Source organism: Ammoniphilus resinae, from assembly GCF_017873965.1.
GTDB lineage: Bacteria > Bacillota > Bacilli > Aneurinibacillales > RAOX-1 > Ammoniphilus_A > Ammoniphilus_A resinae.
Map to the genome: position 1 here is coordinate 269680 of NZ_JAGGKT010000004.1, position 14033 is coordinate 283712.

The following is a 14033-nucleotide window of genomic DNA, read 5'->3' on the forward strand; positions in this document are numbered from 1 at the left end:
GTGCAAGTTTCCCCGCACACGGCTCCCCATCTACTAGGTTGTTAAGCCACTTTATCCAACTTACAAAGTTTTCTGAGTTGGTTTAGGTGCTTTATTTCACTCTTATTGAGTTCGAGTTTACTTAGATAGTTGTCAATTGTCTCTTTTTAGCTGGCATGGATAAGAGTATGGATTTCCTTATGAATAATAATGAGGTTGCTAAACTTGTCAGTTCCTCCAAGGTGAACAGGGACTTTATGGTGACAATGTACGTTTTCGGCAGATAGGAATATGCCAGTTATTGCACATTTCCCTTTTTGCATGGAGTACCTAGAAAGCCGATTGTCCATATACTCGACAGATCGATTTGGCAAGCGAGAGATCATCAATTTATAAATCTCTGTGTCCCATGCAAATAGCTCTGTTTCATAAGGGTTTTTATCCTGTGAGAAATTCCTGATATTAACAGTTTTGACTTGACTTACAGGAAACATTGGTATTTTATCTATGGTGTATGTTTTCACGTTGGTGGTGTAATGCTTCGTGTATAGTGAGTTTTCTGTTAATCCAGTAGGATATCCATATTTTCCTCTTTTCCTAAGACGGAATCTAAGTGTTCCACGGATTTTATATTGCAAGTCCCTGAATACTACTGATGCTGAAGTAGTGAATCTAAAGTAGTTTTGTATTCCAAGGACGAATGCGTTGTATCGAGTGACATTTTCTCGTATAGGATTCTTCTGTATGGCTATTATTCGGTCTCTCAAGCTCTTGGCTATTTGATCAACCTTTTTGTCTGCCATGGAAGTTCTTGCTACGAGTTTCTTACCCTTTATATAGACTTTTAGCTTGTACCCAAGGAAATCGGTGTGCTTCTTGCGAAGGTTTTTAACTTTCGATTTTTCTTGGGATATGTCAAGTTTAAGCCTATGTTTTAGGAAGTCTTGGACAGCATAGAACCATCTAGTGGCTGTGTCGTAATCCTTTGCCATTATCTTGAAATCATCGGCATATCTAACTATGAAACCCTCTTTGAGGTTCGTAGTTTTGATAGCTCTTATTCTTGCATCCTTGCATGAATAAGCATTTTTGGTTGGAAAATCACTATATTGGCCAGCAACCCATTGGTCTAGATCGTTTAGTACGATGTTGGACAGGAGAGGTGAGAGAATACCACCTTGCGGAACTCCTTTAGAAGGGATTCCTTCTCCTTTGATGGTTGCTTTTAGCATTTTACCAATAACAGCGATTACCCTCTTATCCTTAATCCCTATATTCCATAGTTGTTTAAGGAGAAGATTGTGGTTGACATTATCAAAGAAACCTTTTATGTCAATGTCCACGGTGTAATGCCATTTCTTATTCATTAGCGTTTGGACTCTTGATATGGCATGGTGTGTACTTCTTAATGGTCTGAACCCGTAGGAGTGTTCATAGAATTTCCCTTCACAGATAGGTTCTAGAATGTTTAGAAACATCTGTTGGATTATCCTATCGGTTATGGACGGTATTCCCAATGGTCTTTTTTCTCCGTTGGGTTTTGGTATCCATACCCTTCTGACTTCTTTGGGGTGGTAGTCTGAAACCATTGATTTCATCTTAGAGATGAAATCAACTTGATCTGTTTCTGCCAAGTTGACAATAGTTTCGTCGTCCGATCCCCTTGTTTTTGATCCAGAGTTGCTTTTTATGGATCTGTAGGCAAGGAGGATGTTTTCGTCCATTAAGATTAGTTCCATTAGATTTTTGAAGTTCTTTTTGCCGTTTTTACTCGATTGGTATAATCCGTTTTGTGTTTGACTGAAATTATAGTAAACTCTCTGTCTTGCTTTCTTTGCGTCCATTGGTGCAGAATCGCTCCTTTCGAGGGATTCCAACTCACCTTCTTACCCGAAAGATGAACCGCAGTTGAAAGTAAAGTGATTAACAACTTTTGTAGACTAAGGTCCTTCCCTCAACGGTGATTAGCCGTATCATAGGTAACATGACCTCACTATCACGGTGATAAACGCATTTCAGAAATTGCTTTCCTTATAGCGATCCTTCCGATGTTAGTCGTTTAGTATGAAGGTTCACCGCTTTCCACGTTCCGATAGAAGTAGCTGTACATATACCCTTAGGTGCTTACTTTATGCCTGTGAGCCTTATAGTCTCATTGTTGACTATCCCGATTTTCATAACTGGCAGTTTTACTCATCGGTATCTCACCCCGCGTCCGCGGTCTACATATTTCTATGCAGTCATCTTCTAGGCACTTTCATTCGCAAGTTCGTCGGACACTAGGGTTTCTAATGTCATTCTCACCATAGGTATTTTATAGCACCCCGGCCTATCAATAACCTTTCAAAACAAGTTTTGAGAAGCTTATCTTCAGCCGACTTCACCTAGCTTCGTACCCCACTCTTCTAACAAAAAGCAGCGCACGTAGGAGTATTAGGCATTGGTTTCAGCTCAACATGACGGCTTTCTTTCCCAATATCCTTCTATCAGTTGTGTCTCATAATCTATGAGACCCGCAACTTCGCTCTATGCGTAGAGCTTATAAGCGAACGTGTCGCACGCCAATAGATATCCACGACATCCTTCTGCCCTAGACGAACCGCACGGCTATAGCATTGCTCTATCTTTTTGGGGTTAAAATCCAAATCGAACAAAAAGACAGCTTTTCCTTCGGTCAACGTATAGGATTCTGCACCAGTACGATGTGACATAATCAATATACTTAACGGATCGTTTGGATCTTGAAAACGATTCATGAGATCCCAACGATGAGCCATTTTGACCTCACCATGGATATATCCAGCCTGTTTTCCTGGAAGAACTCCTTCCAAAAGCAAAGCCAGTTGCTCAACCGTTTCACGATGTCCACTAAAGATCAAAATCTTTTTATCACGACGCAGTAAATCCTTAGCCTTATTACGAACATACTCCAGCTTCGCTGTTGTCCCTCTGGATTTCTTATAGTCATAGGTTTCGAATTGCCAAGGACTACTCGCTGCTTTTCTGAGCTTGTCCATCCAGGTACAAATCTCTATTGTACTAATTCGGTAGGTGTCACCGCGCGTTTCGGCTGCTTCCTTTTTTGCCAATTCCAACTCATACCATGTCCTGAAATCTTCCATGATTTGATCATAGAGCTCTCTTTCTGCATCATGGAGATTTAAATGGACCCGGTGATGTTGAGGAAGCGGGACTTCAATCAAAGACTGAACATCATCATCCGACTTCTTTTTGCGGATCATTAATGAGTCTAAGATTCTCCATAACTCCTCATGATGACTCGCCCGCGCCTCGATGCTGTCAATGTCCAGAACTCGGCGTTTTTTCCCACCAGAATAATGCTCCCGAAAATGTTCCTCTCCTACCTTTCCATAACCACGAAAGGGAACAGATAGAATAGGATCCTCAAATCGGCTTGTAAACCCTGTTAACCATCCAAGTAACCAGTACAAGTCCTCCGCCCCATTTTCTGCAGGCGTTCCGCTCAATAAATAGCGTTTATCCGTCTTGGTACGTTGGATAGAGAGGCTTCGCTTGGACTGTCCATTCTTCATGTAATGAGCTTCATCCACTGAAACCGCATCATACCCATGGTGAAAATAAGAGTGAAGGGCTTTCTTACGTGATTCTATGATGGAAAAACCACATTCACAGGAATAATGTCCCTTCCAATCCTCGCGGCAAGCAGGACACTTTTTTGGCAGATCATCTTCTGACCATCTTGTATCTTCCTGAAGCCTTGGGTGAGATTTCTTACACACTTTGCAGTATCCCAAATGGGAGATCCACAAAGAATGATGCTTTGTTCCACAAGAAGGACAATCAAGAAGCGGTTTTTGTCTGAATTTAATTCGATCCGCACTCCATTTTTCATAAGAAACAATATGAACCCTCTTCTCTGAATGAAGATCAGAAGGGCTATTCAAAATGATGTAATCATCCTCGTATCCAAGAACTTTAACCTCTCGAACCCAATCGTTAATATTTCTGGACATAGTAATCACAAGGACTTTCTTATTAGACGGGTCCGCTAACATCCCAACTAGGCTGGTGCGCGTTTTACCAAGCCCCATATCGAGGGCCAGTAGAAGGCGTTTTTTGGCAATCATGACCGCTGCTGCTTCCATCTGATAGGGAAACAGTGTACTTCCGTCCAACAAAGGTCCACCAAAACAATCTTTCACTAACTGTAATGCCCTAGTGTATTGAGGTGTCTCCTTTACCTCTTCAATGGACATGATATGCCACTGATATTGCCTTTGTCGGGAGCGAAGAACATGTTGGGCTTGGTTTACTCCTTCTTCGGGTGGTATTCCCCATATACGAAGTTTTTCCAATGCCTCTAACTCCGAAATATCCATATCATGAACAATCATTTTATGCCATGTCATATGGTTTTCATGAATATATTCTGCTTTAAAACATTCACTCTTTAACAAAGCCTCATGGATATCCTGGCTCTCAAAAGTTAAACCTTCGCTATTGTAGTTTAATCTCATAATAAAAAACCTCCACATGATTCAATCATGTGGAGGAATTCACCTCACTCTCTTGTGTTTTAAATTGCTCTAAACTAATCGAGTCGGCAAGACCAAGGATCTTATATCCATAGAACCTTCTTGCAAAATCGAGATTGGTTTGTCATGAGCATTCACATAAAGAATAATTTCCTCTGACCGGAATAACTGAGCGGCCATTTCTAAATAAGTAGCATTGACGGAAAACTCGATAGGATCTCCTTCAATACAAACTCCCACTTGTTGATTTAAGGCCTTAGGAATCATAGCATGAACCTTGCCCTTCATTAAGCGGAATTCGATGACAGGTCTCGTAGGAGAAAGAATACGAACACGTCGGCACAGATCGATCAAATCCAAACGATCAAATCTCCATTTGGATTTTGCATCGGTCAAATAGTTACGATCGATGTTTGGAAAATTACCAATCAAAGTCCGAGCAACTGCCGTTGTTGTACCCGATTTAAAGACCACCATCGTTCTCACTTCATTCAGTCCTACAGTAATTTCTGCATCCTCTGGTAGAACATCTGCAATAGCTCCTAAGGTGCCAGATTCGATTGAGAAAGGTTCAGAAAACCAATCAATCTTTGCTGCTCGAACCGTAACTGCTTTAAAAGCATCGGTAGCCCTAACAAACACTTCCCCCGTATCGGGATCCTTTGAAAAATTAGGTCCCGTTACACACGGAATACTTTTTGCTTGCTGGCTATTCCCATTTGCCGTAAACGGTGGCATTAATCTGGATATACCGTGAAGCGTCCCTGCACCCCATTTCACTTCTTCCACAATGGAAGGGAGTTCAATTAACGGTGACGTTTCTGGAACTAATTCAACGGAAATCTCGGAATTTCTTCCCCAACAAAGTTTCAACAAATTCCCTTCTAACTGACAAATAATTTCTTCATCCGAAGGGAGTGCAGATACCTTTATCGATAACTCTCTTACAGAAGTGGCTACTTCCAAAGAACCCTGAATGTCCACTGCGACTCGCTTTTCAACGGAAACATCTTCGCCATTGAAATAAAAAGACACATGCTCACCTTGGGTACGGATGAAAATAAGGAGTTCTCCTAACTTGGCTTTTCTTGCCCCTTTTGCCAACTGAGAAACAACACCTTGAAGTACTCCTGATTGAATTTTAAACATCACAATCTCTCCTTTTAATAAAGTAATGGTTGGGTTAAGTATTCAAAAAACGTTCCCTTTCCTTTTCACCTCCTTTGGGAACGCAAAAAAGCCCCTTGGATGTGACATGTGATTTGACAGTAAGTCAATCAAATCATCAGTCACCCCAAGGGGCGTTGTTTATAAAACATCAGACCTATCCTGTAAAAAAGGTATAGTACGTTAGCAAAACAGCTAATCAATCCTGCCTTGTCCGCATGGACGACAGTAATCAAAGAAATCAGGATAAATCATACCTTTATTCTAGTAGATATTGGCAATGAATTCAATATATTTAATAGTTTACTATCCTATTTTTTGCTCCATCATCCGGCTGCCCGGATAATAGAACTAGAATAATTGAAGGAGGAAGGGTGAAAGACATGGTATTCCTGAATGATTATTCGATAGCCATCGGCCAGAAGGTTATTGTATATAAAAATCTCAATCGAAACTGCTTCTCAATTAAAGATCCCAAAATAGGTCGAGTTATTGGATATGCCATTTCCGTCACCTTGCGAAAGCCTATTTTTAAGGTCTCCTTAGCTGGTCGTAACCGAGTTCTGCGAGACCGAAGAAAAAATGTCCATGCGGTTGTCATTGGTGAATTTGTTTGCGCTGATGAACCCATCCCATCTACTGCCAATCGGGTAGCTTATTACAATCCTTATGTAACAGAATCGTTTATTGATGAGCATACCAAAGAACCTCTATCCGAAGCTGTGATTGCACACTGTCAGGAAAAACGAGTATACTTCCACTCTTAGATGAAAGGGGCAAATAGCATGGTTCAAATGATGCAATATTCCTAATAAATTGTCGCGGATCCCTACTATGCGCGTTTTAGGCATGTCTGTTGAATTAACTCAAATAGTCTTTAATTACTTTCCATTGATCAATTTTTTCATCTAATGATTTAACATATTTCCCTGGTACTGGACTAGTAGAAGGTAATGTTTTATAAACTAGTGGTTCTAAAACCTTCAATCCAATATGCTTTTTGAACAATTCATGGGCCTTTGAACCGTTAAAAATAACACATCTTAAGTTAGGGTATTGAGAAATGATGCTCGTTATATTATTTGGTTTTTCATTTTTAATATTTGAGTCAAGGCTACCTTGTCTCTCGCACATATCAACAACATCCCATAAAGCTATTCTTTTAGATTTTAAAAATAGAATCTTCTCCTTGTATTCGACATCCGGTTTAATATCAAAAATGGAATAAATAATCTTCCAAAATTGGTTGCGCGTGTTCGCATAATATTCCCCTTTTTGTAAAGACTGCTCACCCGGCATAGTTCCTAATATTAAAACTTCTGATTCATTGGCTATGATTGGCTCAAATGATTGAACTTCGTACAAAGACCGTTCCCTCCTTATTTGCTGTAGGATCGATTTTAACGCGTTAATTTTTTTGAATCGACTAATCTTATTAATTGCTCGTTATAATATTCAAGCCAATTGTAAAAAGGGAACGGCTTGCCCTGAGTGAGCCGCTGCTGTTCATCACCCAACATTTCATATAGTTTTTCCAATACTCTCCGACAAAGACTTTCATAGGGATGAAGATCGGAGATCGAGTCGGGATTTTTGGCCTAATGAAGATGTAAATTTACCTTTTAAACTTTTTCATAAATTGAGCTTTTATCAAAATAAAAAAGCACATACCCTATTATTACTACCAAGTCACTTGTACAGTTCATCTATAGGTGTTCCATCTAAAACATGGTTAACCACGATCGGGAGTTTCTTAATAAAATTATTCCACTTCGTTCCTTCAAAAATGAATAGATTATCATGTTCCACATCTAAGCTCCCCAAACATTTCTGGTCTTTAATCCATACAAGAAAACCGGTGCTATCGTATCCTTCAATTTCTTTAACAAGATCAATAAAGACTCTATCCTGCCATTCTATCCTTTTCAAATCAAAAATCGTTTCAAATTCAACGAACGCAGACGAACAAGTATCAGGAAGCTCTATCTTTCTATTTTCAATACCTAACCATTTCATGATTTCAGTTGGTAAGCCCCACTTTTTAAGTTCCGCCATACGCTTGTCTGCTTCATGCCATTTTGGTGGTTCCAATCGTTTCAGATAGTCCATCAAGTCCTTATTCTTATTTCTTTTTGCTTCTAGATACGCTCGATTCCCATACTTATCCTTTATAGTAACATCCGCTCCATGATCTACTAAATATTTGACAATCTCATCATGATTTTTAGACGCGGCCATTTGGACCGGGGTTGTGCAGTAAGGAAATACTTGATCCGCGCCATTGAAATTCACGTCGGCGCCATGCTCGACGAACAAACGGACAAATTCAAATTCCCCCTCCCAGGCTGCACTTCGGAGAGCTTGCCCTCCTGCATACGACTTCATCTGAAAACCTAATTCTAATAAATCATAAATTCCGCTGTAATTTTGGAAAGCAAGGGCCACACCGACAGCTGAATTTTTAACATGGTTTAATGCATTAATGTTGGCTCCCAATGTGATGAGCTTCTCGAAGAGTTGTTTGTTCCCGCAATATGCTGCTGATGTGATGATCGGATCCTTCTCGTCATTCATGTTATCAATACGGTAGGTATCCATGATGTAGTCGGCCCAATCCAGTTTCCTGTACCCAAAGGCTAAATCCAACACCTTAAACGGTAATACTGTACCTGGAAGATAATCATACTTTGCTAGTGTTTTAATGAAACCCGAATGGTCATGCGATTGATAACATTGCTTTATTTCTTTAAGAAAGTCACTCATAATATCTCCAATAAGTATCATTTTTGTTCTATAAGTTGTTTTCTACTAGAACGCTTCTATTTCCTCCCCCAAGCAATGCACCCTAAATCCCATAAAAAAAGAGCAAGTAAAATGCTCCTAAACAAAGATCTCCCGTTTAATTACAAACAATTAATAACTTAATGATTAGACTGGGCTAACATGGAACGTAGTATGTAAAAGGGAGCCATGGCGCCCTTAATCAAAAACGAATTTAACAAATGATGGTGTCCTAGGATGTCCGTTTTTTGTACGCCCTTGAAATTTAATTTGACAACGGATCAATGGATCAAGATAAATATAGTTTTTATCTTCTTTTTTGATCAATTGCTTTGAAATACGCGAAAAAGCAACCCTCTCTTGAGGGGGTACAAACTCACAAACCCCCACGTATTTGTTCCCATAATCCTGTGTCAAAAGCCAACCGAAAGAATTCTTCCTTATTCCTGCTACTTCAACGATATCGTAAGTATAATTTTTTATCTTATACCATGTATTCTGCGGCCTGGCATTGCAGGTATAGATGGAACCTTTTTTCTTACTCACTATACCTTCCAATTGGAGTTTTTTCGTTGCCTGAAATAGCTGTTCACCATCGGAGTAATTGTCTACGACGGCTATGTGATCCGAAGGAACAACCACTTTATTCAAATGCTCGATCCTCTCAATTAACGGTTTTCTAGTGATATCCCTACCATCAACCAGAAGAGCGTCAAAAGCCATAAACAAACATGGTTTTGTCTGAGATAACCGCTTAATACTATCCGCTTTAGATGTATTCAAACGAGCACAAACGTCTTCCCAACATGGGGTATTATTTTCATCAAGACAAATCATTTCTCCATCAAGCACTGCATTCGCCGCGTTGAGAGTAATCCCTTGAATTTCGGGGAATTGGAGATGGCACGGAGTAAGGTGGCGGGTCCACAGTCTTAGCCCTTGTCCTCTCACATAATGGAGTGTACAGCGAAATCCATCAAATTTGACAGAATGCCACCAATCATCACCAGATGGTGGTATAGGGGATGGTTGAAGAAGCATTGGTTTAATCGGAGTATTTAACAAATTAATCACCCAATTAAAGCGTAACACGGGTGGCTAATAAGTAAATATGAGAAAGATGGAAACGATATACGATGAAATAGCTTTTATTCTACCCCAAGATATTTTTTCATCAACAAAATAAAAGGCCCTTTTTGATTCTCTAATGGGTAGTTCGCTGTATGTTGGTAGCCCCGGTACAAGTATTTTAATTGTATTCCATCGGAAGTTCGTTCTTCTTCATAAACCTTAACCCCATTTTTATAAAAGTATCTTTTGGTTTCATTCAAATCCTCTTCTACCCTCTTGATCGTCTGTTCCATAAGGCTCACATATGGTTCCATCGTTTTAATTCCAGATGAATAGATTAACTTTCTATCCTTTTCAAACACCGATAAAAGTAGCGGCAGCAAAGCGTATTGTTTGATGTTTTCAATGACTTCTTCGGGTGGTATAATCAATTCCATACACTCCTTCTTGAAAAGAAAACAAGCCCACTTAATAAGCAGGCTCGTTTCAACTCTTTATTTATTCCATACTCCCAATCTGGTAAGAACCTCGATATCCTCTTGGGTAAAACGGTCAACGCCACAACCCCAAGGGTCCCAAATGGGATGATTCATAGAAGATATAACACCTGGGTGAACAGGGAGTAAAGCATACAGGGCATCACGGAATCGATTTGAAATAGCAATCCCTTCTTTAATCTCCCGATCTTTAACCATGGTATCAATCATCATGACATCCTCTTCAGCCATGGGTATCTCAAGTCTTTTCCAATGCTTTAATAGGATCGTCCGAATATCAATGGTCAGGTCACCAATTCCGGGCTCGAATACCCCGAATGTTCGCTTCCGTTGATAACCGGTCATCCCACCGTAACGAATATCCTGGGCCTCCTTTAGGATTTGCCTCATTTCGTAGTATGGACCCAATTCATCATAAGTTGCCACAAGGTTTTTCAGGGAGATGTCCTCCGAGATGACGGTACAAGCCCAACATCCGAAGCGAGCTGAAGAACCAGAACATCCTTTAATTGCATCATTTTCATTAGAAATCATTGCGCCGATGGGACACTCCATTTGTCCAGCTGCGTGGCCGTAAAGATTGATTAATTGGTAATTGGAATACTCTTTCCACCAAATCGGTTGAACTTGAACCAGATAGGTGGCTACATCCGTTGCTGTCCACTGTCTAATGGGTGCCGCGGTCCGTATTCCCTGTACATCGTGAAGACCATAAAACTCATCTTCACCGTAGTGGTTACGAACTGAATTTCCGCGGGTGGTACTCTCGCTCTCTCTTACTCCTAAGATCTGGCATACGTTCTCTCCATTTTGAACAAACGAAGATAGTACCTTCCTTGCAGGATCAATCTTTAAACGACGAACACAGTGCTTAAACTGTGCGGAAGGTGGAGCGTAGGCCTTACCAAACAAATTAACAACATAGGTTTGATCAGGATCTGGCTCAACAATAATAAACCGATCCTTCGAAAATCCTTTTTCAAATGCTGCATTGAGATGTCCGACCACTGCCTTTTTCATACTCTGTATATGTCGGTAAATTAACGGATTTTCTACCGTTGTATTAGCCGAAATAATATAGAATTTATCTTGATATTCAGGATGATTTAACAAGTAATTTGTGCAAATTTGCAAGATTACACTTGAGTCTTTACCACCGGACCAAGCACATACAACCTTATTTTGCTCACGGAAAATCCGGTCAATAGCTTTTTCCGTTTCCTCCAATATACCTTTACGTAATTCTTCTTCAATCCCCATAAATTCTCCTGCCGTGATACCTGAAAAAGAGGTTGGCGGCTCATTTTCAATGGGTGAAGGGAAATCGAACAAGGCGTATTGCTCAAATTCACGTTCCAACTCTAGGTTTGGCCATTCTAATGGATCTTTCACTCCGTAGGGTGGAAGGGATTGGTGGTTGAAATAGGTCTCTACAAGAAGTGTAACCTCCTCCGATTCCATCCATACAAGCAGCTTGTGTTTTGGTGAATGCAAGTGCCAATCTACTTCTTTCCGAATCATCGATTGTTCAAATGCATCCAAATACACCTGCTCTGGTAAATAGGACCGAAAACCCATGAATCTTTCCAATCCGTATAGAAAAAGGCAAATTGGAAATTCCTCATCCTCAATTAAAACATCCCCCCACAAATAAGGAGATCGTTCCCCCATCAATTCTCTTCTAGGTTTTTTCTCTATGAAATGGTGAATAACTAGGTAATGCGTGGAATTCGAAAAAATCGCTGTGTAATCCCTTACCACACCATGAAAATGGAATCCCTTCTTTTGAAGGTACGACCAAATTTTCCGAGTGGTATTGGTCTGTTTTTTCATTTGTTCCTGAATGGCGATTTTTGTATTCACGTCCCTAAATTGATAATATTCCTCTTCTTCTTTCACTAGTTCAAACTTCTCATCGATCATTATAGCTGGAATAGCTACCATTGATCTTCCCTCCTCTTAATGAAAAAAGGAGTCTTCCCTTATGATAAAGAGGGAAACTCCTAGTTTACTCCATAGCACCACATGGAAATATTTCGAATCAGTTTTACGTCTGCCATACTTACCTTTCCTCCAACTGAGCTAATACATTGGAAATGGCCAGCATGAGAAGGTTGGAAGAATCTGAACACGTAACATCCGAAATGACCTCGTAAGCGGTTCTAGCCCATCTGAGTGGGTTATTCCCGGGGATCTTATACAGCTTCAGCTCCATAGGACCAGCACTTCCGAAATCAAACAACCATGCTTGAAGTTTTTGATTAAAACCATCAATATCCCGATCCGGTAAAGTCATAATGAATTTCTCCCAGCTTGGTTGTGATAAATACTTCAAGTGACTTAACCCTAATTGAGATAGAATACGATCGAATTCCTCTGTTTCAGGTTTGATAACCTCTAACATTGCTGCAGCGTTTAATTTCAAAATGATCACTCCTTTTGGTGGTTTGGTATTGGGAGTTTTTATAAATAAAAAAACTCGCCCAATGACTAAGAACCTAAAATAGGCATGTTCTACCAAGGTAGAATTAGTCACTCAGCGAGTTTTTTTTCCAAAGGATTAATCCTCTCGTCCGCATGGGCAAGAGTATATTAAAGAAGTCAAAATCAATATAACCTTATCTTACCATGTTGAATAAAATGTTAAAAGAAATTTGTACTAAGTCAATCGGTTTGATTATCTAGGGAGACATTTTTCCCAAAATAAACCTTATAATGATATAATATTTTAAATAGATGAAAAAACACGATTAATAAAGCATAGCACTCAGATATAGCGGTTAGGAGAATACACTTGGGGAAAATAATAAACGGTCAATTCCAATAACTGATGATATATTAAACTTGGCGATTTTCGGTGGATTACTTGCTGATAGAAATATAAATGGATACATAAATAAGGATCAATTTAGCCTCGGCAGAGCACTATTAACCTACTTAACACAGGAGCTTTTTTCAATTCACCGTTTTTCTGGCTTTGATGAATTTTATCGTAATAGATATCATGCCCGTATGCGAGAAGCTTTTTCAACGCTTCCACCTGCACGGCTTCAACAGGCAAAAAAAGAATTGGAAGATCTATATCAATTTACTCAACAATATTTACATAAAACATATTCTGGTCAATCATCAATTAAAATTAAAAGAAGTTTAAATATTGAAGAGGAAGCACAGGTAACTAATCAAATACTAGACAAAAAACCAGTAATTGAATTTGAAACTAATATAATTCTATCATTTGCAGATAAGAATTGGCTCGGTTCTTACTTAAAGAATGTATTATTAACCATGGATGTACCCTTTGATCAAATTCTAATTCATTACGATGCACTTCATTATCCGACATGTACTACTGGTGATGAAAAAGAACATGAAATATGGGTTTTAAATAAGGATCCATTTGGGAAAATTCAGCAACCTATTCAAAATTTCGAAAGCCAAAACTTAAAACGAACAACAAGACCATTTTATCCATTGGGACTAGATGATTTTTGGAGTTGTGAAAATCCTTTTGAACGACCTAGTAAGGTATGGAATGATCGTTGGGTTCAAATGATGATTAAATTACGAGAGAAATTAGGTAAATTCGAATGATACGATTGTAGGTGTGTTATCTCTTATTTTTAGGAGGTACAACACGATTAAGGGTTTCTATCATTTCCTTCGTTTGAAATTCGGGATCATGGAGTCTTCTCCACTGACGATCTGCTCCACGTTTTAACCGATCAGGAGATATTCCTGAATGGCTCTTCTTTTCTTTTCGATATAATTCAGCAGGAGTAACTCTTTTCTTAAACATACCAAACATTTGAACCTCTCCTCGATTATAGTAGGACACTTAATAGTATTGTTGACAATTTTTCACTATTAATTACCTATGCAGGAGGGTTTGTATATAAGACTTAAATAAAAAAAGAAACATGCTATAAACTGGCACCTATGTCAAGGACACTATAAAAAAAGAGATTAAGCCACTAAAAGATGATTCCTGTATTGAATAGGGGTCATCTTTTTTAAGTTC

The 14033-nt window shown here is 39.3% G+C and carries 12 protein-coding genes; 2 read left to right on the top strand and 10 right to left on the bottom strand.

The window, feature by feature from the left end; all coding sequences use genetic code 11:
* Positions 1-146: 146 nt before the first annotated feature.
* From ltrA to J2Z37_RS09955, 3 genes are all read right to left on the bottom strand, one after another.
* A complete protein-coding gene (gene ltrA / locus J2Z37_RS09945; RefSeq protein WP_342453808.1) occupies positions 147-1823 on the bottom strand; it encodes a group II intron reverse transcriptase/maturase in 1677 nt (558 codons plus the stop codon).
* Positions 1824-2483: 660 nt separating this feature from the next.
* Positions 2484-4478: an SNF2-related protein gene (locus J2Z37_RS09950; RefSeq protein WP_209810093.1), complete on the bottom strand. Its 1995-nt coding sequence runs from the start codon at positions 4476-4478 to the stop codon at positions 2484-2486.
* Between the two features lie 69 nt (positions 4479-4547).
* Positions 4548-5645: a beta clamp domain-containing protein gene (locus J2Z37_RS09955; RefSeq protein ID WP_209810094.1), complete on the bottom strand. Its 1098-nt coding sequence runs from the start codon at positions 5643-5645 to the stop codon at positions 4548-4550.
* 401 nt (positions 5646-6046) lie between these two features.
* Here J2Z37_RS09955 and J2Z37_RS09960 point away from each other — a divergent pair, with 401 nt between their 5' ends.
* Positions 6047-6430 carry a hypothetical protein gene (locus tag J2Z37_RS09960; RefSeq protein WP_483413496.1) on the top strand — a complete coding sequence of 128 codons (384 nt, stop codon included), beginning with the start codon at positions 6047-6049 and terminating at the stop codon, positions 6428-6430.
* Between the two features lie 94 nt (positions 6431-6524).
* Here J2Z37_RS09960 and J2Z37_RS09965 read toward each other — a convergent pair whose 3' ends face one another.
* The 6 genes from J2Z37_RS09965 to J2Z37_RS09990 form a co-directional block, all read right to left on the bottom strand.
* Positions 6525-7028 carry a DNA-deoxyinosine glycosylase gene (locus tag J2Z37_RS09965; RefSeq protein ID WP_209810096.1) on the bottom strand — a complete coding sequence of 168 codons (504 nt, stop codon included), beginning with the start codon at positions 7026-7028 and terminating at the stop codon, positions 6525-6527.
* A 324-nt stretch (positions 7029-7352) separates the two neighbouring features.
* A complete protein-coding gene (locus J2Z37_RS09970) occupies positions 7353-8426 on the bottom strand; it encodes an ankyrin repeat domain-containing protein (protein WP_209810097.1) in 1074 nt (357 codons plus the stop codon).
* A 216-nt stretch (positions 8427-8642) separates the two neighbouring features.
* Positions 8643-9485 carry an ATP-dependent DNA ligase gene (locus J2Z37_RS09975; RefSeq protein WP_245203720.1) on the bottom strand — a complete coding sequence of 281 codons (843 nt, stop codon included), beginning with the start codon at positions 9483-9485 and terminating at the stop codon, positions 8643-8645.
* 107 nt (positions 9486-9592) lie between these two features.
* A complete protein-coding gene (locus J2Z37_RS09980) occupies positions 9593-9946 on the bottom strand; it encodes a YhjD family protein (protein ID WP_209810099.1) in 354 nt (117 codons plus the stop codon).
* Between the two features lie 63 nt (positions 9947-10009).
* Positions 10010-11956 carry a phosphoadenosine phosphosulfate reductase domain-containing protein gene (locus tag J2Z37_RS09985; protein ID WP_209810100.1) on the bottom strand — a complete coding sequence of 649 codons (1947 nt, stop codon included), beginning with the start codon at positions 11954-11956 and terminating at the stop codon, positions 10010-10012.
* Between the two features lie 118 nt (positions 11957-12074).
* Entirely contained in the window at positions 12075-12437 is a 363-nt protein-coding gene (locus J2Z37_RS09990) for a hypothetical protein (protein ID WP_209810101.1), read from the bottom strand.
* A gap of 419 nt (positions 12438-12856) precedes the next feature.
* Between J2Z37_RS09990 and J2Z37_RS09995 the strand changes: the two genes are divergently transcribed.
* Positions 12857-13606, top strand: a complete 750-nt coding sequence (locus tag J2Z37_RS09995; protein WP_209810102.1) for a hypothetical protein — start codon at positions 12857-12859, stop codon at positions 13604-13606.
* A gap of 16 nt (positions 13607-13622) precedes the next feature.
* Here the strand turns inward: J2Z37_RS09995 and J2Z37_RS10000 are convergent, their stop codons facing one another.
* On the bottom strand, positions 13623-13820 hold the full coding sequence (locus J2Z37_RS10000) for a hypothetical protein (RefSeq protein ID WP_209810103.1): 198 nt from the start codon (positions 13818-13820) through the stop codon (positions 13623-13625).
* Between the last annotated feature and the right edge of the window lie 213 nt (positions 13821-14033).